This window comes from Candidatus Villigracilis affinis, from assembly GCF_016705895.1.
GTDB classification, from domain to species: domain Bacteria; phylum Chloroflexota; class Anaerolineae; order Anaerolineales; family Villigracilaceae; genus Villigracilis; species Villigracilis affinis.
In genome coordinates, this window is the sequence record NZ_JADJKT010000036.1 from 550,707 (window position 1) to 573,390 (window position 22,684).

At 50.5% G+C, this 22,684-nt stretch carries 16 protein-coding genes; 3 read left to right on the forward strand and 13 right to left on the reverse strand.

The features are described 5' to 3' along the window. Together IPI86_RS17800 and IPI86_RS17805 are read left to right on the forward strand one after the other, a co-directional pair. On the forward strand, positions 1-1,263 hold the full coding sequence (locus IPI86_RS17800; RefSeq protein ID WP_345299354.1) for an RNA polymerase sigma factor: 1,263 nt from the start codon (positions 1-3) through the stop codon (positions 1,261-1,263). A gap of 160 nt (positions 1,264-1,423) precedes the next feature. Next, positions 1,424-1,606 (forward strand): hypothetical protein, encoded by a 183-nt coding sequence (locus IPI86_RS17805; protein ID WP_345299355.1) that lies wholly within the window; start codon positions 1,424-1,426, stop codon positions 1,604-1,606. Between the two features lie 152 nt (positions 1,607-1,758). Here IPI86_RS17805 and IPI86_RS17810 read toward each other — a convergent pair whose 3' ends face one another. Together IPI86_RS17810 and IPI86_RS17815 are read right to left on the reverse strand one after the other, a co-directional pair. Next, positions 1,759-3,417, reverse strand: coding sequence for a diguanylate cyclase (locus IPI86_RS17810; protein ID WP_345299356.1), 1,659 nt, complete (start codon positions 3,415-3,417; stop codon positions 1,759-1,761). Positions 3,418-3,499: 82 nt separating this feature from the next. Beyond that, positions 3,500-7,456 (reverse strand): tetratricopeptide repeat protein, encoded by a 3,957-nt coding sequence (locus IPI86_RS17815; RefSeq protein ID WP_345299357.1) that lies wholly within the window; start codon positions 7,454-7,456, stop codon positions 3,500-3,502. Between the two features lie 133 nt (positions 7,457-7,589). On the opposite strand from IPI86_RS17815, the gene IPI86_RS17820 reads away from it, so the two are divergent. Further along, a complete protein-coding gene (locus tag IPI86_RS17820; RefSeq protein ID WP_345299358.1) occupies positions 7,590-8,078 on the forward strand; it encodes an ATP-binding protein in 489 nt (162 codons plus the stop codon). Between the two features lie 329 nt (positions 8,079-8,407). Here IPI86_RS17820 and IPI86_RS17825 read toward each other — a convergent pair whose 3' ends face one another. From IPI86_RS17825 to IPI86_RS17875, 11 genes are all read right to left on the reverse strand, one after another. Continuing rightward, the gene (locus tag IPI86_RS17825; RefSeq protein WP_345299359.1) at positions 8,408-9,349 is read right to left on the reverse strand and encodes an NAD(P)-dependent alcohol dehydrogenase; all 942 of its coding nucleotides are present in this window, start codon (positions 9,347-9,349) and stop codon (positions 8,408-8,410) included. Position 9,350: 1 nt separating this feature from the next. Further along, the gene (locus IPI86_RS17830) at positions 9,351-10,049 is read right to left on the reverse strand and encodes a DUF4386 domain-containing protein (protein WP_345299360.1); all 699 of its coding nucleotides are present in this window, start codon (positions 10,047-10,049) and stop codon (positions 9,351-9,353) included. Positions 10,050-10,068: 19 nt separating this feature from the next. Next, positions 10,069-10,728: a DUF4386 family protein gene (locus IPI86_RS17835; RefSeq protein ID WP_345299361.1), complete on the reverse strand. Its 660-nt coding sequence runs from the start codon at positions 10,726-10,728 to the stop codon at positions 10,069-10,071. A 25-nt stretch (positions 10,729-10,753) separates the two neighbouring features. Beyond that, the gene (locus IPI86_RS17840) at positions 10,754-11,407 is read right to left on the reverse strand and encodes a DUF6326 family protein (RefSeq protein WP_345299362.1); all 654 of its coding nucleotides are present in this window, start codon (positions 11,405-11,407) and stop codon (positions 10,754-10,756) included. 96 nt (positions 11,408-11,503) lie between these two features. Next, a complete protein-coding gene (locus IPI86_RS17845) occupies positions 11,504-14,146 on the reverse strand; it encodes a LuxR C-terminal-related transcriptional regulator (protein ID WP_345299363.1) in 2,643 nt (880 codons plus the stop codon). 112 nt (positions 14,147-14,258) lie between these two features. Next, complete coding sequence (locus tag IPI86_RS17850; protein ID WP_345299364.1) at positions 14,259-15,797, reverse strand: serine hydrolase domain-containing protein; 1,539 nt, start codon at positions 15,795-15,797, stop codon at positions 14,259-14,261. Between the two features lie 12 nt (positions 15,798-15,809). Beyond that, a complete protein-coding gene (locus IPI86_RS17855) occupies positions 15,810-16,805 on the reverse strand; it encodes an alpha/beta hydrolase (protein ID WP_345299365.1) in 996 nt (331 codons plus the stop codon). Between the two features lie 82 nt (positions 16,806-16,887). After that, the gene (locus IPI86_RS17860) at positions 16,888-17,595 is read right to left on the reverse strand and encodes a GNAT family N-acetyltransferase (protein ID WP_345299366.1); all 708 of its coding nucleotides are present in this window, start codon (positions 17,593-17,595) and stop codon (positions 16,888-16,890) included. Between the two features lie 21 nt (positions 17,596-17,616). Next, positions 17,617-18,321 carry a DUF4386 domain-containing protein gene (locus IPI86_RS17865; RefSeq protein WP_345299367.1) on the reverse strand — a complete coding sequence of 235 codons (705 nt, stop codon included), beginning with the start codon at positions 18,319-18,321 and terminating at the stop codon, positions 17,617-17,619. Positions 18,322-18,353: 32 nt separating this feature from the next. Next, a complete protein-coding gene (locus tag IPI86_RS17870; RefSeq protein WP_345299555.1) occupies positions 18,354-19,331 on the reverse strand; it encodes an NAD(P)-dependent alcohol dehydrogenase in 978 nt (325 codons plus the stop codon). A gap of 593 nt (positions 19,332-19,924) precedes the next feature. Beyond that, positions 19,925-22,540: a LuxR C-terminal-related transcriptional regulator gene (locus tag IPI86_RS17875; protein WP_345299368.1), complete on the reverse strand. Its 2,616-nt coding sequence runs from the start codon at positions 22,538-22,540 to the stop codon at positions 19,925-19,927. Between the last annotated feature and the right edge of the window lie 144 nt (positions 22,541-22,684).

Sequence of the window (22,684 nt, forward strand, 5' to 3'; positions counted from 1 at the left end):
ATGAGTGAGGACGCGAGCGAAAAATTACGTGAGACGATCGATGAGATCTATCGCCTTGAATCACGCCGCGTTCTCGCTACTTTAATTCGTCTACTAGGGGATTTCGATCTTGCAGAAGAAGCCTTACATGAAGCCTTCACCACAGCATTGGAACAATGGGGGCGCGAAGGTCTGCCTAAAAATCCACGCACCTGGCTGGTTTCCGTGGGACGCTTCAAAGCCATCGATAACATCCGCCGCCGCGCGCGCTTCGACTCTTCGCTCGCACAGATCGCTAATGAATTGGGGCCAAATACGGAAAATCCATTTGAAACAGAGGATGAAGATATCGAAGATGAACGCCTACGTTTGATCTTCACCTGCTGCCACCCTGCATTATCTCCAGATGCGCAGATCGCGTTAACCCTGCGCACCGTCTGCGGATTCACCACCGAAGAAATCGCGCACGCGTTTCTCACTCCTCCGCCCACCATCGCGCAACGCATCGTACGTGCAAAGGCAAAGATCCGTGATGCACGCATTCCCTATGAAGTGCCATCGCATGCTGATCTGCCGGATCGGCTTGATTCTGTTTTGCATGTCATTTATCTGGTTTTCAATGAAGGCTATTCCGCATCTTTCGGTGAATCCCTCACCCGTCACGATCTTTCCAGCGAAGCCATCCGGCTTGGAAAGCTTTTGGTGGAGTTGTTAGCGGAACCCGAAGCCATTGGATTGCTGGCTTTGATGCTCTTACAGGAATCGCGGCGGGCCGCGCGCGTCTCACCGACGGGAGAGCTGATTCTGCTCAATGAGCAGGATCGTTCGCTGTGGGATCGCGCTCAAATCACCGAAGGCTTGAGCTTGATCCAACAGGCGCTCGCCTCCCGTCGCTTCGGTCCTTATACCATTCAAGCCGCGATCGCTGCCGTTCATGCGAGAGCCGCCACAGCAGATGGGACAGATTGGAATCAGATCGTCGCGTTGTACGATATTTTGATCCAGGCGGATCCATCCCCGATCATTGAATTAAATCGTGCCGTTGCGGTTGCTATGCGCGATGGCCCCGAAGCAGGCCTTGTGATCATTGAAGCCATTCTCGCACGTGGTGATCTCAATGATTATCATTTCATCCATTCCGCACACGCAGATCTATGCCGTCGCCTGGGGAAAACAGCAGAGGCCCGTGCTTCCTATGAACGGGCACTTTTATTAACTCAACAAAAATCTGAACGAGAGTTCCTTGAACGAAGATTAAGAGAGTTGTATAACAACGCTTCATAAATACGTAAATAATATTTATCAGGGAAAACACAGAAAAATATCCAGACAGATTTTTCATGTTTCTTATCTTGAGAGAATTGCCACAAGATTTAACAGTGCGGCAAAAAATGTAATAGCTAATGCAGACATACGCATCGGGGAGGTGAGGTAATTTTGTCCGTTGCAGGCTGAAGGTCCGAGCTTGATGCGGGCGGCGATGAGTCAGTTGAATCTTTCAGCGCGCGCTTATCACCGCATCCTCAAATTATCGCGCACCATCGCAGATTTGGCAGGGAGTGAAGAGATCTTGTCCACGCATTTGGCGGAGGCGTTGCAGTATCGTCCGAAGATCATGATGGGGTAGCGATAATGCCCCGCATGGTTATGGCGGGATCAAAGCCCCCTGAGGCGATTACGAAAAACTTAGCGGAAATAAAGTACTCCAATACCGTCCGAAGTTGATGATTAGCTAATGAAGACTTCGTCTATTGTGGTTGAATGTAATAGTATGATCAACTAAAGCCCTGACTGGAGTACAACCCGGTTGCGTCCAGATTGTTTAGCGGTGTACAAGGCTTTATCTGCTTGATCAATAAGATCGTCGAGCGTTTGAGCATTTGCCTGGGACTGTTCTGCCAAACCAACACTGATGGTAATGCCGAATTCAGTTTTGTCACTGCGAATATTCAGCTCTCGGACCATGTGCAATAAGCGTTCAGCTATTTTATGCCCGCTGGCAAGGTCGGTTTCCGGCATTAGAACAACAAATTCTTCGCCGCCATAACGTCCAAGAATATCAGTGGTACGCAACGCCTGACGTATTTGGTCGGCAAGTTTACGCAAGGCTTCGTCTCCAGCGGCGTGACCATAGGTATCGTTGATTTTTTTGAAGTAGTCGATGTCGATCATCATGGCTGTGAGGGTATGGCTATACCGCTTCGAATGGTTTATCGCCCGTTCCCCCAAGCTGATTAAATGCCGACGGTTGAAGATCCCGGTTAACGGATCGGTAATCGCCATACGGTGGATTTCCCTTGTCCGCTCTTTAACCAGTTCTTCAAGATGATGGCGATGATGAAGCAATTCATCCTCAATCTTGATCCTTTCCGCAATTTCTTCCTGAGCCTGCTTGTAAAGGCGAGCATTTTCGAGGGCAATAGCAGCATGGTAAGCAAAGGCTTGTAAACGTTCAGCAAGAACTTGGTTATATAGATTCGGCGTTCCGCTCATGGCGTTAAGAAAACCAACCACTGTGTCACGCAGGATGATGGGCGCGCCAATGTATGAACGGATCCAATTGTGTTCAGGGCGGGAATAAATCCATTCTGAATCGTGCGTCGCATCAAGGATTAAGATAGGTTGGCGGGTTTCGTACATACGGCGCAAGCCGATTACAGTAGAGACATTCAGGGTGGTGCTTTGCAAAGTGGACGCTGTACCAACCTGTTCATAGCCACGTCCACGGTATACCCGGGCAATATCTCCTTTTTCAATCATCATTACATTGCATGTATCAAACGGAATAACAGTACTAACTCGTTCCAGGATGTTGTCGATCACTTGGTCATAGTCCAGGGTTCTGGTCAATGCGGCACTGGCTAACTGCAAAGCCTCAGCTGTCTTACGTTGGTCTTGTTCGTCTTGAGCCAGTTGTTTGTAACGTTCTATCTGCCGCGCGTTTTCAAGGGCGATGGTCACTTGTGCGGCGAGCGCTGTCATGATTTGTGCATCTGTCTCATCAAATTCAAGCCCATCTTTTTTGTTTTCCGCTTCTAAGACACCGATCTTACGATCTTTGAATTTGAGTGGTGCGGCCAGAAGCGAATGCACGGGAAAGTTGAGCAGTTCAGCGATTCTTGGGTAATACCGTGGATCGATCCGAACGTCTGGCACGCTGACCAGTTGACCACTTGTAATAGCCGCCCCAGCGATGGATGATTCGATCGGCACTGGGAAATCAAAGAGACGATCTTGATACAAAGTCGCAGCTACAAAGCGCAGAGTATTTGTTGGCTCATCCAACAACAGGATCCCAACTGACTCACAATTGACCAGGTCGGCTGCAACCTGAACAATTCGATGTAGGATCTCATCGAACGGGCGGTCAGCAACGAGTTCCTGGCTGATTGTCAGGATGCGTTGTATATCAAGTAGCTGGTTCTTTGTCTGAGACATGGCTGGAATTATATGTCCTAAAACTCTTTTAAGAACACCAGAATAAGCAAATGATCTTACAAAGGGCAGTTACAGAGTTGGATCATAAAACATCCATTAATGCCAATTCAATGGCTTCTTCCAATGTCATCTTCTCGCCCTCCGCCCATGCCGTGTTAAAGGCGGCGTCACCGAGTACGGCACGAAGGGTTGCAAGTGCAGATTCAGTTTCTTCCTCTTCGCCAGCGGGGAGAGGATTGTTAATGGCTTTCCGGGTAGCAATAGTCCAGGCAAATATTTGCACAGATTCTTTCAACCGCCCTTGGGCAAGGGATAAGCCCGCCATACCTTCAGCAGAAAAAATTACGCCGATGACAGATTTCAATTGGTGAAAAGCAACCAGCGCTTCATGAAAAACGAGGCGCGCTGTACTGAATTGTTGCAAATGGGTCAAGGGTCTGCCTAAAAAAGAGAGTACCCACGCAGTGCCTGCTTTGTGACCTAATTCACGAAAACGGGTCAGCCCCTCCTCCAACAATACCCGCGCTGTTTCATATTCCTTTTGGCTTTGCGTTACAGCCCCTAGGTTGTATAGCGCCCAAGCGGTGGCCGATTTATCACCCATTTCCCTGTTGAGCACTAGGCACTCTTCGTACAGCCTCCGCGCCTCTGCCCAATCGCCCCGAAACCGCATAGTTTTCCCCAAATTTTCGAGAGCGTCTGCAATTCCGAACTTGTCACCTAGTTCGCGAAATAGTGTCAGGCTCTCTTCGAACAGTGCCTGCGCCACTTTATAGTCTCCTTGAACACATGCCACATTCCCAAGGTGGTTGAGTGACCACGAGATCCCCAGCTTATCACCCAGTTCACGCTGGAGTGCTAAACTCTCTTCGTGCAATGCCTGTGCTGCCGCATAATCGTCCTGAGCATGTGCCACCATCCCTAGACTATTGAGCGCCAGCGCCACGCCGTGTTGGTCGTGAAGCCCTCGAGCCAATGTTAGACCTTCTTCCAAATGCCTCCGGGCATCTGGAAAGTCCCCTTTGCGCCAAAAAACAATGCCGGCTTCAATCAGCGCCTGGCTCAAACCTGCCGAATCCTGCAACGCCGCCCAACTCACTCGCGCCTGTGTCAACCATTCCAATGCGAGGGCAAAATCGCCGCGCAGGCGACACAACTTGCCTAACGCCAGTTGCGCGCTCACATGCATTGCAACACCCGCCCTCATTAGCGTTAATACAGCGCGGTAATCATTTTCGGCATCCGCCCAATTACCAAGCAATTCCAACACCGCACCGCGTTGCAAATGCACTTGGGCTTGTTCGTATGCATCCTGGAGCAAGGGCAACAGTTGTTCGTAATAATCCAACGCGGCAACATTCGCAAAATTCTTTTGCGCCGCTTCACCCGCCTTGCGCAAATAGTGAAGTGTCCGCTCTGCTGCGGCATCCATGCCCAATTGATAAGCATTTTTATAGTGATATGCCAGTATGTCATAATAGGAAGGCAATTGGTCAGCATATACCTGTTCCGTAGTCATGGCTGCCAGGTAATGCAGTTCTCGCAACCGCGAGTGCAATTGCATGTCATAGGCTGCATCACGCAGGAGTGCATGTTTGAAGATATAGCGCAGTTCGCTCAACAGATGCCAAATCTGTCCTTGCTCTGCTTCCAATACTTCTACAAAAATATCTGTATACAACATCTTCGAGAGCAATTGCACATCGAATTCGAAACCAAGAACAGCAGCGGCCTGAACGACCTGCCTGACCTGATGTGTCAGGCGGTCAATGCGTGCAACCAGCATTGTATGAACATCGGCAGACATGGTGATGGACCCCGGCTGTACATCCCATTCGCCTGTTGGGGTTTGGATTAATGCGCCGGTTTCGCGGAAGTGCAACAGCATCTGCTCTGCGAAGAATGGGTTGGCACGGCTCCGTTCCCATAACAAGGTCATCAAGGCTGAAGATATTGTTCCTTCAAGAATGGTAGCAGCTTGCTGTACCAGAGCCTCGTGAGGAAGTGCTTCAAGATCAAGTATGAGTGTGGGCATTTCTTGATCCAAAGAAAAGGCTGGCTGACTGCCATCATCGTTGTAACGCGATGTGATAATAATGAGCAGGGGGTATGCAGTCACATTACGGCTAAGCGCCAACAGCATCTCGCGTGACGGTTCATCCAGCCAGTGGCCATCTTCCAGTTCAAATACAATGGGGCGTAGCTGACTTTCTGCCAACAATAGCGTTTTGATAGCGTTGATGGTATTCTCGTAACGTAATTTTGGATCGGTCAATTGTGCGTAAAGCGAGTTTGTCCAATAAAGCCCCAGCAACGCACCCAGGAACGATCGGGTGCGGGTGAGTTCCGTTTGCAGGTTAGTGCTTGAAGGCCGCGGCTTGACGACCATGGAGCGCAAGTTGTCGCCAATCTGGTTTAAGCGGCTTTCAAAGTTAGTTTTGTTTTGTTCAGGTGTGGAGTCGGACAATTGGTTAAAGTAGCGTTTTAACCAGTGAACAAAGGGATTGAATGCTTGATGAAGTATCTGGTCAGTTTGCCCAGTAAACCAGGAAACCCGTTCTCCCAGCATTTGCTGTAAGGCATATGCCAGACGCGACTTGCCGATGCCTGGCTCACCATAGATGATCGCCGCACCTGCCAATCGGTTCTGAAAGAGCGGCTGGGCGAACATCTCAAGTTTCTCCAGCTTGGCTTCGCGCCCCACCATTGCCGTTTGAAATATCCGCCTATCTTCTACCTGTTCGCCCAACAAACTATAGGTTGGCAATGGGGTTTCGAAACCCTTATAAACCAGATCTCCTATGTGCTCAAAACGAAAACCAGGATACTGCCCCATTCTCTCCGAAACGAGAATTTGCCCCGGCTCTGCCTTCCCCATCAGGCGAGCTGAGAGATTTACATCGCTACTGATAACACCGTACGTAAAACGTCCATAACCACCATAGTTGCCAGTCCATGCCGTACCACGTGTCAATCCGATGCGTAGTGGTGTGATGTAAGCGGTTTGGTCAACCGACTCATTACGCAGGGACAAAGCCGCTTGTAATGCTCGTGCCGGGTCATTTTCATGTGCCAGGGGTGCTCCAAAAGCGGCATACATAAACGCGCCTTTGTCACCGATCGTTAATTGAAGGAAACTGCCTCCATGACGATGAACGATTCGTTGTGCCCAACTCACTAAGGCATCTAACTTGGCTCCAGCATCTTTATCGGTATCAAAGTCAATGCCGCCAAACTGAACCATCAACGGAGTAACTGGACGCAAATCACCCAGGCTATCAACTCCACTGCGCAATTGCTCGAAGATCGACGGGAGTATCCATGGGCGGGCTTGATCTTCGCTCAATGCGGTTTCTGGCAGAGATGGCCAAGGAGCAGCCTGTACTGTAGTACTCAAACCGTCCACAACTGCATACTTTTTCTCGGCACGCCATGCGCTAACGCTTAGCACATCTCCCAAATTCTCGACAACTTCTTGGCTGACTACCACCTCACCCTGACCAGCATATTTCTCCGCATCCGACATTCGGGACAACGTTGCACCCGCAACAGTATCTATTTGCTGAATTGCTGGATCACCCACTACAAATCGCCGCGCCGTACCAGACGATATAGCTACTTTGATGCTCAACGTAACTGACGAGCCATCAGGCGTATACACGATAGCAAATGGCTTCATTGCCGACTGCATCGCTAGAGCAGCCGCTGTTGCTTGCAAGGACGAATAATAAAGAGGCTGCTCCGAATGCAGTGAAGGGATGTTGAACCAACAGGTAATTGCATCGCCAACGAACCCAATCACGCTGCCACCATAGTGATGTACCGGCTCAATAAGCGCATCAAATAGCGGGTTAAGCAATCCCAAAAGGGCTTCTGCGCCTCGCTTGGGTCCGAGCGTTTTGGCAAAGGCACGTGCCATCGGTGTGAAGCCATGGATGTCAGCGAAAAGAGCACTGCCAGATGTAAAATCAGGCAAACTTTCGCCTCGCACCAAAGCGTGCAGGCGATCTTGTGGAATATAGGTATGCAGTGTATTCATAAAAGGTTTATTTAGAGATATTATAAACACACAGCCTACTATCTGGTGGTCTCTTTCTCATCACTAGCATGATTTGTCTATAACAGAATTCGGATGTATTTTGAGCAAAGACCCTTTTTGAACCTTTCCTCTTGTGTATACCCCTTCTGCCCTGCGGCTTCATGGCGACTCACAAAAACCATGCACCTGCGAACCAGCCGTGGTGACCAAATACCAAAAGCGCATCTCCGGCCCCCTACTCGATCGCATCGACATTCACATCGAAGTGCCGCGTGTAGATTATGAAAAACTCAGCGGGAATAAGCTCGGCGAATCAAGTGAGTCGATCCGCAAGCGCGTGCAAACTGCAAGAGATATTCAAAATCACCGCTTTACCCATTCCATCGACATTGTCTCTAACGCAGACATGCGCATCGGCGAGGTCAGGCAATTTTGTCAGTTACAGCCCGAAGGTCAGAGTTTGATGCGGGCGGCGATGAGTCAACTCAACTCGTCGGCACGTGCCTATCACCGCATCCTCAAGTTATCGCGCACCATCGCGGACTTAGCGGGGAGTGAAGAGATACAGTCTCCACATCTGGCGGAGGCTTTACAATACCGTCCCAAGATCATGATGGGGTGAACAAAGGATAAATAACAAGAAACTAAAACGTCTATAGCAAAATAATAGTTTTGGCGCGTTCTTCTCTTTTACCCCAAAGAGTATTGGTAAAAAAAACAAGAGTTCTCGCGATAATCTCCAGGATGTAAAGACATGTTGAACTGCAAACAGGAAGCTATGCAACAAGAGGGCGAACCTGCCTTTCATTTTGGGCAACAGATATAAAAATCATCGAGTATGTAATGATTAATGTCTTTCTGAAATAATTTATACCTAATCCGTAACTTGGTCCTTTTCGATTTGATCTTGTTTCATTTCGCTAAGTCCTTATTGTCTGCATCGTAAACTTGTCAGATTTTAGTATTATGATTTACCGTAATAGCTACATTTCCTTTTTTATGCCCTTGCTCGACATAGCGATGTGCCTCGACAATCTGATCGAACGGGTAAACCCGGTCAATGATCGGTTTGATCTTGCCTGCTTCGATCAGTTCTTTGAGAATCAGCATGTATTCAACTTTCTCACCGCCATTCGAATCCGCATGGACATTGATGTAGACGCCGCCCGGCTTGAGCACCTTTTTACATTGCGACGGGGATAGTTTGCCGACGGCATCGAAGATCACATCGTAGGTTTTGCCGCTTTGGGTGAAATCCTGCCGGGTGTAATCAATGACGCGACTCGCCCCGAGCGATTTGACCAAGTCCACATTCGCGCCGCTGCACACTCCGGTCACGTCTGCCGCAAAGTAGCGGCTGGCAAGCTGGACGGCAAATGTGCCTACCGCTCCGGACGCGCCGTAGATCAGGATCTTCTGCCCGGGCTGGATCCTTCCCTTTTGGAGGCAATGCCATGCGGTCTGTCCCCCGCCTGGGATGGCCGCGGCTTCCTCGTAGGTGAGATTGACCGGCTTGATGGCGATCACTCCCTTCTCGGGCAGGCATTTGTACTCGGCATGTCCGCCGAAATCGACATCGAAGGTGGATGCGAACACCTCGTCCCCGGGTTTGAAGCGGGTCACCTTTCGTCCGATAGCCTCGATCTCTCCAGCCAATTCCATGCCGAGAATATGACGTCTGGGCTTGTTCCATCCGAGGATCAGACGTGCCATGAATTTTTGCCAGCCAGTGATGTTTGGCAGTTTGAAACTCCGCATGATCGTGTCGCCTATGGTGACCGTGGTAGCACGGACTTTGACCAATACTTCGTGATCGCGCGGCGTCGGTCTGGGAACGTCCACCAGCCGCAACACTTCTGGGGAACCATATTGAGCGTAAACGCTGGCTTTCATCTCAAGCCTCCAATGCGAGCTGTCTGGTAGGTTCGATGGCGGCGGCAGATGGATTGAATCCGCGGACGATCAGCCAGATGCCCAGGAAGATTTCGTTCAAAAGCATGGGCAGTCCCGTCACCATTCCGAGCGTTTCTCCCAAGCCTGGGTTGAACCAACCGAGCACGGTGTTGAACAGCACCAGTACCGCGGCGATCAATCCCCAAATGGAGATGAACCCAGGAATCAGCCGCGAGCGGAGTAGCATTACATACAGCAGCAGCGCGCTTAGGCTAAATATGAGATTGAGCATTTGAAACGCCCAGAAACGCTCAGCGAGAAGTAATGTTCCCAACTCCTGCATAGCGCCCACCTTGCCTGTATCTCCAGCGAGAGTCAGCAACGCAAGCGGACTAACATCTGCCAGAATCTGGGTGATGAACTCAACCACCCTGAAACCAACATATGCCAAAGCCAGGCTTTCAAAACGCGGCTTGAGGATCGGGAACAGGAGCACGGCGATCCCAACGTAGGCCAGCCCATTAGCAAAGCTGAGGAGCACGCCCAAAACTACCTGTGCCCTGCTCGCGGACATCAGGTTGAGGTAGTCGGGGGAACCGAGGATCGATTCCACCATCACGATTGTGCCAAGGATGAAAGTAATGTTGGAGAACAAGTACGCAGATCCAACAAGCGTTGCTGTCTTTCGGTAAGTTTTCATTTGATCCTCCAGAATCTGTCTACGTCGTCGCGCGCGGTTGGGTGCGCAGCAACACAGTCCCCAGCCAGACGAACCAGACGATCTGACCCAGGCCGAACACAGCTACCAAAGCGTTCAACGCTGGGATGATGGTGAGGATGCCGACCGCGCCGACCAATGCGCCGAGGATGTTCAGCCCTCTTGGAAGTCCGCCTGTCTGCAATGCGGCCAGACTGACCAACAGAGTCAACGATCCGCCGAGGATTTCGCCATTGGCGTTGCCCAACCCGTTCGTGATGGCCTCAATTGCCTGAAAGGTCAACGCGGCCTGGGTAGGGTCTTTGGCGTAGAGTGCGACCACAGTGGAGAGTCCCGCGTTTGCAGCCATGCCACTGGCAATGAGTGAACCAGCCCAAATGATGCCGATCGCGGTTGCCACCTGCATGAGCGCGGGTGCGCCAGACTTCAAGCGGTCGTACAAGGCCAGCGAGAGGACGATCAGCGCGAAGCCAAAGAATACGTACATGAGCAGGTTGGTCGAGAAGATGACCGATTGTTTTTCGATGTTCATGGCGAGCTTTTGCATTGGGTCAGTGATGTTGATATAGTCCAATACCAGGATGAAGATGATAAGGCCGATCAGGTGGCTGATTGCCATATACAGCGCGGCGATGCCGCCAGATTTCTGTAGGGTTTTCATGATTTTCTCCTTTATTTCGAATAGCTTAGGCTTCGATGCTGCGCCAAGTCCATGCGAACCCGACGATCAGCAGCAGACAGAGAGTCTCCACCGTGGCAATGAAAATATAATGGGGATACGACGCCATGCCGCCCCAGATATAGGCAATGGTGACGATGCCCACGACGATATTGACCCAGCGGTTGATCCCATACTTCAACACGCGTGACAGGACAATCATGGCAATGCCGAGTTGCCCCATGACCGCGCCAATCAACATCAGTTGGGGAATGGATGCGCCCGCGCTGGCGGATGTCCTTGACAATTCTTCCGCCGCGCCGGGGATGTAAAGCGAAAGGATGTCCGCTTTCAGCATGTTGATCATGACCACGATCCATAAGGTAGAGAGCAGGACTTTGGTGTCCAGTTTTTTGGTGATGTTTACGTTCATTTTTGCATTACTCCTTATTTGATTTGTGCTTTGTGGATTCGAAACTTCGGTTACCCGCTTCACTGCGACGAGAGTCAATCCGAGGTCGCGCACTTTGCGTAGCAATCCGTACAGGGCGGGCTGATCAGGCACAGGTCCAGAAAGAAGCGTGGTTCCGTCTTCCTCCAGGGTAATGGACATGCTGTCAAACCAATCTGCCCATTGACCGTCCAAGTGTCCTTCGATGTGTATCTCGTAGAATTGGGTCATCGCCTCACGCTTTTGAATCAACGTGAACGAATATACCGGCAGGAAGGTACTGTCGGGTAGCAACTTAAGTATTGATTGGAGTATTGTTTTGGGGAATTAGAGTAAACCCAACTCGCGGGCGCGAACAACGGCCTCAGTGCGATTTTGGGCTTGCAGTTTGTTGAAGATCCGCAGGTTATACCCCTTGACCGTGCTAAGCGCCAGGTAAAGGCGTTGGCTAATCTCGGTGTTGGATTTCCCCTCGGCGATGAGGCGCAGGATCTCGAGTTCGCGGTCGGTGAGGGGTTCGATCATTTGGGAATTTGGATTTACGATTTTGGATTGTGGAGTGACTTCTGCTGATCGCGGGAAAAATTCCAAAATGCGGTCTACATATCCAATCAAAGGGTGAGCGCGGGTAGCGATCGTCAACACCTGCATTGCATCCGCAGTTCGGTGTAAGTGTCGAAAATCAGAGATCAACACTCGCATTGGTTCGCCCTCATTCACATAAACGCGGATGTAGCCCTCAGGCTCGGTCAGTGTCAGCACACGTTCCAGTGCAGCAAAGGCTTTGGGATGGTCGCCTTGTGCTTGGTGGAAAAGCGCCTGTGTCAACAGAATTTCGATCACACTCCCCGTCCGCTTTTGCGATTCGGCCAATGTCAGCAGGCGCCTGAGCAATTCATGGACACCCGTGAAGGAACCTTCGGCCAGACACACCCGCGTCAAGGTGAGATGTTCATACTCGCCCAGATAGCTCGCTTCATCCGTGACCGAGAGGCCGCGTTCCCGCACCCAGGCATGGGCCTTGTCCAACTGCCCTAGTTTGAGATAGTTCCGCACTTTATGGGCCTCGATCGGTTGAAGGATGGGGATTGGGTTTTTGATGTAGGCATGCTTCGCTTCATCGAGGAATTTGAGCGCTCCATCCCACTCCCTAGCGGATTCTTTAAGCCGAGCCTGAGCCAAACTCCAGCGGTACGGCCAGTCTATCAGGGTCGTGCGTGGACCCAGATCGGCAACCGTTTGCAAGCACTGTGTCGCCGCTGTATCATCGCCTCGTTCATGGGCGAGCATGGCCAACCCAAGATGGTGGTGGGCTGTAACAACTTCCGCTTCCGGGCCCAATGCGGCGGCTTGTTGTATAGTTTGTTGAAGAGCCCGTTCGGCTTCATGCAAGTGACCCAATATCACTTGCATATCAGCCACAACAAAGGTGCTGGCAATCGTATACATTTGGTTGCCCAATTTTTGCATATCCTCCATCCAGGTATGCATGGCTTGCAATGAGGCTACCACGTTTCCGGTAGCCCAATGGGTAAATCCCAGTGTGATGGCAGCCTGAGCACGGAGGAAATTATCATTCTCGGGAAGGAGTTGAATGGTCAGCTCTGCATATCGCACCGTTTCAGCCAGGTTCCCTTCTATCTGGGCATTACCGGCACGGATCAGGGCAATGTTCCCTGGCATGGACTTGAACTCCTCCTGGTCCTTCATGCCTTCCAGGGCGCGCTCGGCGTTCTGCAGGTACGTTTCACTTGGCTCCAATTCTCCGACATCCGAAAATGCCCACCCAATGTGGACACATAACCAAGGTTGGGAACAAACAATCGCATTGGGCAGTTTTTTCACCCAGCCAAGCCAGGCAGCAGTTTGGAAATTACGTTCCATGTCCTGCCAGACATCTTCTGCCAAGCGTGTGGCTCGCACGAACTCCCCAGCGTTCAGGGCATGGTGGAAGGCCTCAAGCATCAGACCATTCTGTTCATACCAATCACTGGCGCGGATGTTTAGTTCGGCGATTTCGTTTGGCGCAAGGTTTTTTCCCAATCGCTGGCGCAGCAAATCCCCAAAGAGATGGTGATAGCGATACCAGCGTCTCTCGCTGTCCAACGGAATGATGAACAGGTTGGCATGTTGAAGGCGTTCGAGAGTCTCCTGCCCGGGAATCGATGAGTCGCGTAAAACAGCGTCACAAAGAGGGGCACACATACGATCAAGAATGGATGTGCGCAACAGGAAGGTCTGGATGCGTTCCGACTGCTGTCCAAGAACTTCTTCAACGAGATAGTCCAGCACGAAATGGTGACTGCCGGTGAAAGACTTGATAAAGCTGGCAGTGTCTCGCGAAGCGTGTCCCTGCATGGAAAGCGCGGCCAATTGCAGGCCAGCGATCCAGCCTTCGGTGCGGGATTCCAAAGCAGTGATGTCTTCTGCTGAGAGGGTCAGTCCTGCCACGCGATTCAGAAACTCGGCGGCTTCGGCAGGGGTGAAGCGCAGGTCTGCGGTACGCAATTCGGTCAGTTGGCCGCGGGCGCGCAAGCGGGCCAGGGGTAGTGGCGGGTCTTCACGAGTTGCAATGACCAGGTGCATTTGCAGCGGCAGATGTTCGACCAGAAAGGTGATGGCTTCGTCAACCAGTTTGGAGTCAATCACATGGTAGTCGTCCAGAACAAGAATGAAATTATTCTGGACAGCGGCGATTTCATTAATCAGGGTTGTCAAAATCGATTCGATTGGCGGTGGTTGAGAGGACTGAAGTGCAGCCAACAAACCCATGCCATTTCCCGCATTGACCATCTGTAAAGCCGCTACCAGGTAAGTTAGAAAAGGTGCAAGTTCGTTATCCCCATCGTCCAGCGACAGCCAGGCAACAGGCCGCTCACAACTGTCGACCCATTCACTGACTAGCGTGGTTTTCCCAAAACCAGCGGGGGCAGAGATAAGGGTCAGTCGGCCACCCGAAAGGAGGCCCATGTTGAGTTGTTCAATCAGGCGAGGGCGGCGGACGAGTTGTGGCCGAAGCGGTGGAGCATAAAGTTTGGTGGCTAAAATTGGCGCCGACATAGATTCATTATAAAACTAACAATCAAAAATTTGGCAGTTTCCAAGATAATCGAAATCGGCTTTTACTCATTACGGCAATAACAATGCCTGTTCTCAAGAGTCCCCACACCATCGCGAAGACGCCGCTAGCAACGGCCACCCAACTAACATCAGGCTGGAGAAGAATCATAGTCGAAATATCGACCTCGAATGCTTTTGGCAAGGTCACAAGAAGCACATAGGCGATGGCGGCGTTCCAGATCAACGGCATGGCGACATCACGCGAGATCTGTGCCTGTGATGAAAGGGGTGCGCCGCTCCGCCAGGAACGAACACGGCGCACCGTCATTACGACGGCGAGGAAATGCAGCAGCGGAATCAACATCACGAGAACATAGACTATCTGCCTGAAAAGGATTTCATTCAATTGAATGGGAACCTGACCCAGTAACATTCGCAATACGTTGCCGGGAAGTCTGGATATACGGAACCCCAACATGGGGCTATAGGTGTTCATGACCATCGCAATCGCCATGTTTTTTTCAGGCACAAGGAACATCACTGTCGTATAGCCCGGGACCGCCCCATCGTGAGCGAGCACCTGCACATTTTGAAAGTGCTGCACTTCCCAGCCCATCGCATACGAGGTGGCGACAGGTGGCTGATGCATCTCGGCAATGCCCGCAGGCGACAGCAAAGATACACCTTGATAGATTCCCTTGTTAAGTTGTGCGATGAGATAATGTCCGAAATCCTCAGCGCTCAGGATGAGTTGACCCGCCGGGAGCGAACCGCGCGAGAAAGGCAGGTCCGGTGATGCCACAGGAATGCCAAACCATTTCTGGTAGCCTGCCGCGAGCCCATCTTGTTGGGCTTCGGTTTTTGATGCAAAACTATTTTGCATATCCAGCGGTTGGAAGATATGTTCTTTGATGTACGTCTCATAGGATTGACCTGTGACCGCTTGAATGATCATGCCCAAAGTAACATAGTTCGCATTGGAGTACTCAAATTGTTCACCAGGTGGCGCAATCAGTTCGATCTTTGCCAATGCCCGCACGTTGTTTTCGATCGCTAAATCGCTTAAGTCGACAATTGCTAGTTGCTCCTGCCCAATGGATTTGGGGATTCCGCTCGTCATGTTTAATAGCTGACGTACTGTGATAACTTCGGAGGCTTTGATATCTGCGACTCGAAACCACGGCAGGTAGGTTTGAACCGGCGCATCCAATTGGATCTTGCCTGCTTCAACCAACTGCATGATGGCAAGTGCGGTGAATGATTTGCCCGTCGAACCGGTGAAGAATGGTGTCTGCGGCGTGACTGGGCGACCCGAAGCATCAGCAACCCCGAACCCCTTCTGGTGAACGATTTGATCGCCTTGTATAATGACAAGCGCCGCGCCGGGAATCCCAAGTTCTTTCATCTTGGAACTAATGTAATTGTCAACTTCATCAAAATTAGCAGGTGTAACCTGAGCAAAGGCCGGGCTGACTCTGAGCATGGGTGAGACGATAGACAGAATCACAATGCTTAGCAGAATGATTTTTCGAAGCGGGTAGGTTTCATATTGATTCATCATCTCACCTAAAATTTACTTCTGTATCGCCTGTCGAACTATCTCTACCATCTTCACGATGGCTGCAATCGCATCCTGGGGCTGTTCAATATGGATGGGGTGACCGCTTTGTTCGGCAAAGAGTTGCTGGCTGTTAGTCGATAACTGGAGGAGGGCGGTCTGTGCGGCGGTGTGTTTAGCATCCTGATCTTTACCACGCGACAGAACGATTATGGGCAATGAACCTAACGAGGTCACAGCCCTGGCCTGTGCCCCGCCTTCGGGCATTCCCTTTAATTCATCTATGAAGGTTTGAACGCTACGAGGAGCCACCGCGAAAGCTGTATAGGCTTGCTTATCTCCATCTGGCAGGTTTTCAACAGAGCCAAGGGGTCCCCCCAGCAGGCGCACTAAGCCGATGCGTGCCAGCAACGCTGGAATAGGCGTTCCACCGGGTTTCGGAGCTGGGCGATAAGTGGCGACGTTCGAAGTAGGCAGGTCTTGGGTGTCAACCAGCACCAATCCGGAGACTTCGTCTGGATAGTCATGAGCGTACACGATCACGGTGAACCCGCCCATCGAATGACCGACCAACACATACGGGCCGGGTTCATTGGCTTTTACCAGCAGGGTATGCAACTCTTTTGCATATTCCCGAGCAGTACGCGGCTCGGGACTGAGCTCGCTCCACCCCATGCCTGCTCGATCGTAGGTGCAGATGCGCGTGGTCTTGGCAACTTCGGGCTGTACCCAACCCCAAGATGCAGACATATCGCCCCAGCCAGATTCGACCACTACAGTAGGACTGCCAGTACCCGTGCAGTGGATATGCAGGTGATAACCGCCAACGTCCACCATTTGACCCGGAGGGGGATAAGCTTTCATTTCGGCGGCTTCTACGATAGGCTCGTAAATGTACCCCACGATCGATAACCCTATGATCAAAAGCATAATTCGGCCCAGCCAAGTCAAACAACCGCGACCTTTACCCTTGGAAGAAATTACCTTTCCGTTCTGATTCTGACCGTTCATTGTGCAGCCTCCATACCACTAAGAATAAATATCCATCACACTCATTATTGAAAGCGCTATTGATGAGTATGGCTATAAGTGATCAAACAATACTGATTACATTATTTGATTTTTTGACTTCCTTCGCACAGCAGCATCCGCTTTCATTCGATCTTTTGGGTGGCCAGCACGAATTGGCATCAGCCTTATCTGGGTGCTTTGCAACCATTCCCCCGCAGGTCCAGCATGGAGCTAGGACCGATTCAATGAGGGGAACCTGTAACAGGTCCGCACCGAGGCGGGCACGTTCAGTTGAATCCGAGTAGGGTGCGAGTCCTACTTTCCCATCCACAGTAAAAGAGAGTTGCCCCACAAATTCAAAACCTGCCTTGCTCATACCAGCGCCGGAGGGGAGATTTTCTGGCGCATGGATGATCCAAAATCTTTTAGCGTTTTGGATTTCCTGTTCAAGGATGGATTGGAGCAAGCGCGGATAAAGTCCTTGACCCTGCCAATCTGGAAGAGTGGCGAAATCCCAGAGATAGCGATCGTTGGGCGAAAGTTCAACATTAATATCGAGTTCGCCAATGGACACCTTGCTTGTAGCGAGCCAGCCATATGCAACCGGTTGTCCATCCATTCGCGCAACATACGGACGATGCCCATTATTTAGTCGGCCCATGACCTCTGCGAGAGTGATGTGATTGATTTCCGCAAGTTCATCCCAGTCAGAGGCGGGACTGGCTGTAAATCCAGGTAATGGCGCGATCGGTGCAAAAGTATCTTCGATCCAAAAGGTGGCAAATGACATTTTGTTTTCCTCGTAGGAGTGTTACTCGACAGATTCGGAAACGAATGCAGAGGAATTGAATCCCTTGACGATCAGCCAAACCCCAATGGACATCTCCCACAATCCGCCTGGAAGTGTGTGGAGCAGTTGCAGATTGAAGCCCAGGATTTCCAGCATAGATCCGCCTAAAAAGCTCACGTATCCAATGAAGCCCCAAATAATGAAAAAATGCGGAACCAATTTTGCCCGATAGAAACCGTAGCAAAGCGTCAAGCCAGCCATCCCTAAAGTGACCATGCCGATCTGGTAGGTGTAAGCCTGTGACTGTGTGAACAGAGCGCTCAGGGATTGAAGATAGGAAGTCTCGGAGGCGCTGGCTTTCAGGAACTCGGCACCCAGTGGAATTCGAAGCAGGATGAATAAAGCCGAGACGGCAATGATAGCGGCTTCGACGAGCCTGGCGCTGAGGTAACCGAGCGCGATACGCTCGTTGTTTTGCTTCAAAATCGGGAACATCATCACCCCATGAGCGGCGTCGCCAGCGGCGGCGAGTACCCAGAGCAATGCGCCGATAGCGATCATCATGCTCCTGGCAGAAACCGTGTCAAGCTGACCTGGTGTACCAAGCGCCGATCCTGCAATACCTACAACGAATCCCAAAATGTATAGCGCGCCCACCACTTTTGCTGTCGTTCTGTATGTGTTAACTTTTGTAGCTACGTTATTTTCTCTTTTGATTGAATTCATCTTTTATCTCCTTATTGGCTGTAGTCAAATTTCTAAATTTTGGCGTTATGGTCTATCGTAATGACGACATTTCCCTTTTTGTGCCCTGCCTCAACATACTTATGAGCCTCGGCAATCTGTTCGAGCGGATAGCTTCGGTCAATAACCGCTTTGATCTTCCCTGTCTCGATCAGTCCATTGAGGAAAATTAATTCTTTGGTCTTTTCGTTGGACGGTCTCAACCCTGTAGCCGCAATCCCTACCTTCTTTCCACCTGTCATGGATGTCCACAACATTTGAATCATGGTCGCTGGCGAAGGGACCGTTGTCAGATAGATCCCATTTTCAGTTAGCGAGCCTTTACAGCCTGAAAAAGAACTCTTGCCAACCGTGTCAAAAATGATGTCGTACGTCTGACCATTCTTTGTAAAATCCTCTTGGGTGTAATCAATGACCTTGTCAGCTCCCAACGATTTCACCATTTCCAAATTCGTGGTGCTGCATACGCCGGTGACATCTGCCCCGAAGTATTTGGCAAACTGTACGGCAATGGTTCCTACCGCCCCAGATGCTCCATTGATAAGAACTTTTTGTCCGCTTTTGATTTTTCCTTTATCTCTAAGGAAAGGCAAGGCTGTTAATGCTCCGTTGGGAAGGGCGGCGGCTTCCTCATAGGTGATATTGGCTGGTTTCATTGCAAGCGCCGCTTCTTCAGGCATACAAATGTATTCAGCATATGTACCTAATAAGCCCAGCCCGGTATTTCCATACACTTTGTCGCTTTTCTTGAATCGTTTTACATCTTTCCCAACGGCTTCCACTTCGCCAGCCAGATAAAATCCCAGGATGGGTTTCTTGGGTTTCAAAAAACCATTAAGACCTGGGCGGGCGCGTATTCCGGGATCCTCTGCTGCGACTGTTGTCGCAACGATTCTTATCAGCACTTCATTGTCCTTGGGGGTAGGCTTGGCTACCTCTTTCATTTCAAGGACATCTGGTGATCCAAATTTTGTGTACACAATTGCTTTCATAAGTATTCCTCCGAGGTTGTTTTGATTTGACAATAAGAAATTTTGATTGACATCAGGCGCCTCTTTCTGATCGAGATTGACGCCGTTGACCGAGAGCAATGTCATGCCCAGATCGCGCACTTTTTTTAGCAATCCGTACAGGGCAGACTGATCAACTACAGGTCCAGTAAGAAGCGTATTGCCATCCTCTTCCCGCGTGATGGTCAGACCTTCAAACCAATCCGCCCATTGCTGACCGAGATGGCCTTTGACTTTAATCTGGTAGATAGGTGGTTGACTCGGGTTGGTTTTTGGGTTGAGTTTGTTTGACATTACTGTGTACCTGTTGCGGCTGGTCATAAAAGCCTGCGCCGCTTGCTCCATGTACAAGTAATATATCTGCAACACAGTGCCGGGTATAGACACTTTGGTGTTGTTGCAGGTGTTGTTTTAAATGCTTGGGGGAAAAATAGTGGAGAAAACTTGCGCTTACAACAACAACTATACGCTCTAGCCGCCGTCCTCGGCGGCGTTTTACTCGTAATCCTGCGCCGAGGACGGCGCAGAGAGCAATCTGCCGATGATTGGGGAAAAATATTGGGGAATACTTGCGCTTACAACAAGCCCAACTCGCGGGCGCGGATTATGGCTTCGGTGCGTCTTTGAACTTGTAATTTGCCATAAATCCTGCGGTTGTGCCCTTTGACCGTATCCAGGGCAAGGAAAAGCCGTTGGCTGATCTCGTCGTTTGAAAGCCCCTGGGCGATGAGACGCAGCACTTCCAACTCGCGCTGGCTTAATAGCTCGTTCGAATTTGATTGCGGTATATCGTTGGTTTGCACAAACGCAGACAGGAGTTTATCTACATAGCCCCGCAATTCATGGTCTTTGCCGCGCGGTTGCTTTTCAAGTGACCCACTAAAATCCAAAAGCAATGACCGCATGGGTTCACCCACATTCACAAAGATTCGGAAGTATCCCTCGGGTTGCGCAAGATACAGAGCACGCTCCAGCGAAGCGAATGCCTGGGATGTGTTGCCCTGCGCATGGTAGGCAAGAGCCGTCGTTATCAGTATTTCGAGCATGCTGCCCATTCTTTTTTGATCCTCTGCAAACTTCAAGAGACGTTTCAATAAAGTCAAGGCGTTAAGAATGGTTCGTTCTTCGTGATTACTCTGATATTCAGCGAGCAGCACACGAGTCAGGGTGATATGCTCGAACTCGTGCAAGTAACTAAGTTCATCGTTAATCGAAAGTTCATGCTCACGCATCCACTCTTGCGCATTGGACAATCGTCCTTGCTTGAGATAGATTCTCACCTTTATAGCGTCAACGGGGCGTGTATTTGGAATGAGAGACCTGACATACAAGCGTTTGGCTTCATCCAAGAGGTCGAGCACGGTGTCGAGGTCTCCCTCAGACTCTCTCAGCCGCGCCAGAGCAAGACACCTGCGATAAGACCAATCCCGCAGAGTGGACTGATCACCCAATGCAAGGCTTTTTTGAAAATGTTGCGCAGAAGATTCATCATCCCCCATCTCATGGTATAGCATTGCCAACCCCAAATAATGATGCGCAATGACGCGCTGGGATTCGCTTTCATGTGCGGAAGCAAGTTGTAATGATTGTTGATAGGTTCTTAACGCTTCACGGAGATGTCCCTGCTCTGTCAGAATATCCGCTTTTCCAGAGCCACTGGCAATGGCGAAAATAAAATTGCCAGCCTTTTGTGAACTATCGATCCAGTCGCTCATGGACTTGCAGGCGGCATCCAGATCACCATTTGCCCAGTATGTACCTCCCAGAATCGCAGTGGCTTGGGCGCGCAAGAAATAGCCTTCTTCAGTGGGGGCGAGTTTGATAACCAGCTTCGCATACTTCACTGTGTCAGGGAAATTACGTTGAGTCTGGGCATTGTAAGCGCGGGCAAAAGCGATCCTGGCTGGCAGGATACGAAATTGTTCCTCATCCACAATAATCATTTTATCGGATGGATCTTCCAGACACCGTTCAGCATCCCTCAGACGGGATTCACTGGACTCCACTTCGCTGGCATCCATGAACGCCCATGCAATCTGCGTGCACAACACCGGACGGGTGCGGATCAACTCCTCTGGTAACTGCTTTGCCCAACCAAGCCACTCAGCAGACTGAAAACTTTCATTCATTCCCTGCCAGTACTTTTCAGTCAATCGCGCACTCCTACTGAAATCCCTAGCAGCGATGGCATGGCGAAACGCCTCAGCCGCATCACCATTTTTTTCATACCACTCACTGGCGCGGATATGATATTTGGCGATCTCTTCGGGTGTCAGGCTTTGTCCCTGTCGCTGAAGCAATAGACTCCCAAAGAGATGATGATAACGATACCAACTCCGTTCATTGTCCAGAGCCATAATGAACAAATTGGCGCGTTCGAGATATTCCAGAGTTTCCTGTCCGCGAGTAGACGAATCGAGCAGAACTGCATCACAAAGCGGAGCGCACATGCGGCTGAGAATGGATGTACACAGCAGGAAGTTCTGAACGCTTTCGGTTTGTTGCTGCAAGACTTCTTCCACCAGATAGTCCAATACGAAATGATGAGTACCTGTAAACGACTTGATAAAACTGGAGGCGTCTCGCGAAGCGTGTCCCTGCATTGAAATCGCAGCAAGTTGCAGACCAGCGATCCAACCTTCAGTTCGTGCCTCCAACGCGGAGATATTTTCTGCTGAGAGGTTTAACCCCATTGCTTTGTTGAGAAATTCAGCAACTTCTGATGAAGTAAAACGCAAATCGGCAACGCGCAATTCGGTCAATTGGTCACGGACTCGCAACCGAGCCAAAGGTAGATTTGGATCTTCACGGGTAGTGATGACCAGATGCATTTGTGGCGGCAGGTGCTCCAGTAGAAAGGTTAGAGCATTACCAACCGCTTTGTCTTCAATCACATGGTAGTCATCCAGAACGAAGATGAAATTATCAGGAATGGTGGCGATTTCATTAAGCAGGATTGTCAGGACCGTTTCGATAGGCGGTGATTGCGTGGATTGGAGCATACGTAGCACCCCTGCTCCAATATTCGGAACAATCGTCTGCAAAGCAGTAATGAGATAAGTCAGAAAGCGTACAGGGTCGTTATCCCCTTCGTCCAGTGACAACCACGCGACTGGTCGCTCGCAAACGGAAACCCATTCGCTTATCAACGTAGTTTTACCAAAGCCTGCGGGGGCAGAGATGATAGTCAACTTTCGTCTGGATGATAGCCCTTCGTTCAGCCGTTCGATTAGGCGAAGACGTATAACCAATTGTGGCCGAGGCGGGGGGATATAAAGCTTAGTCGCTAAAATTGGCGTTGACATAAATTTATTATAACCAGTACTTCACAAAAA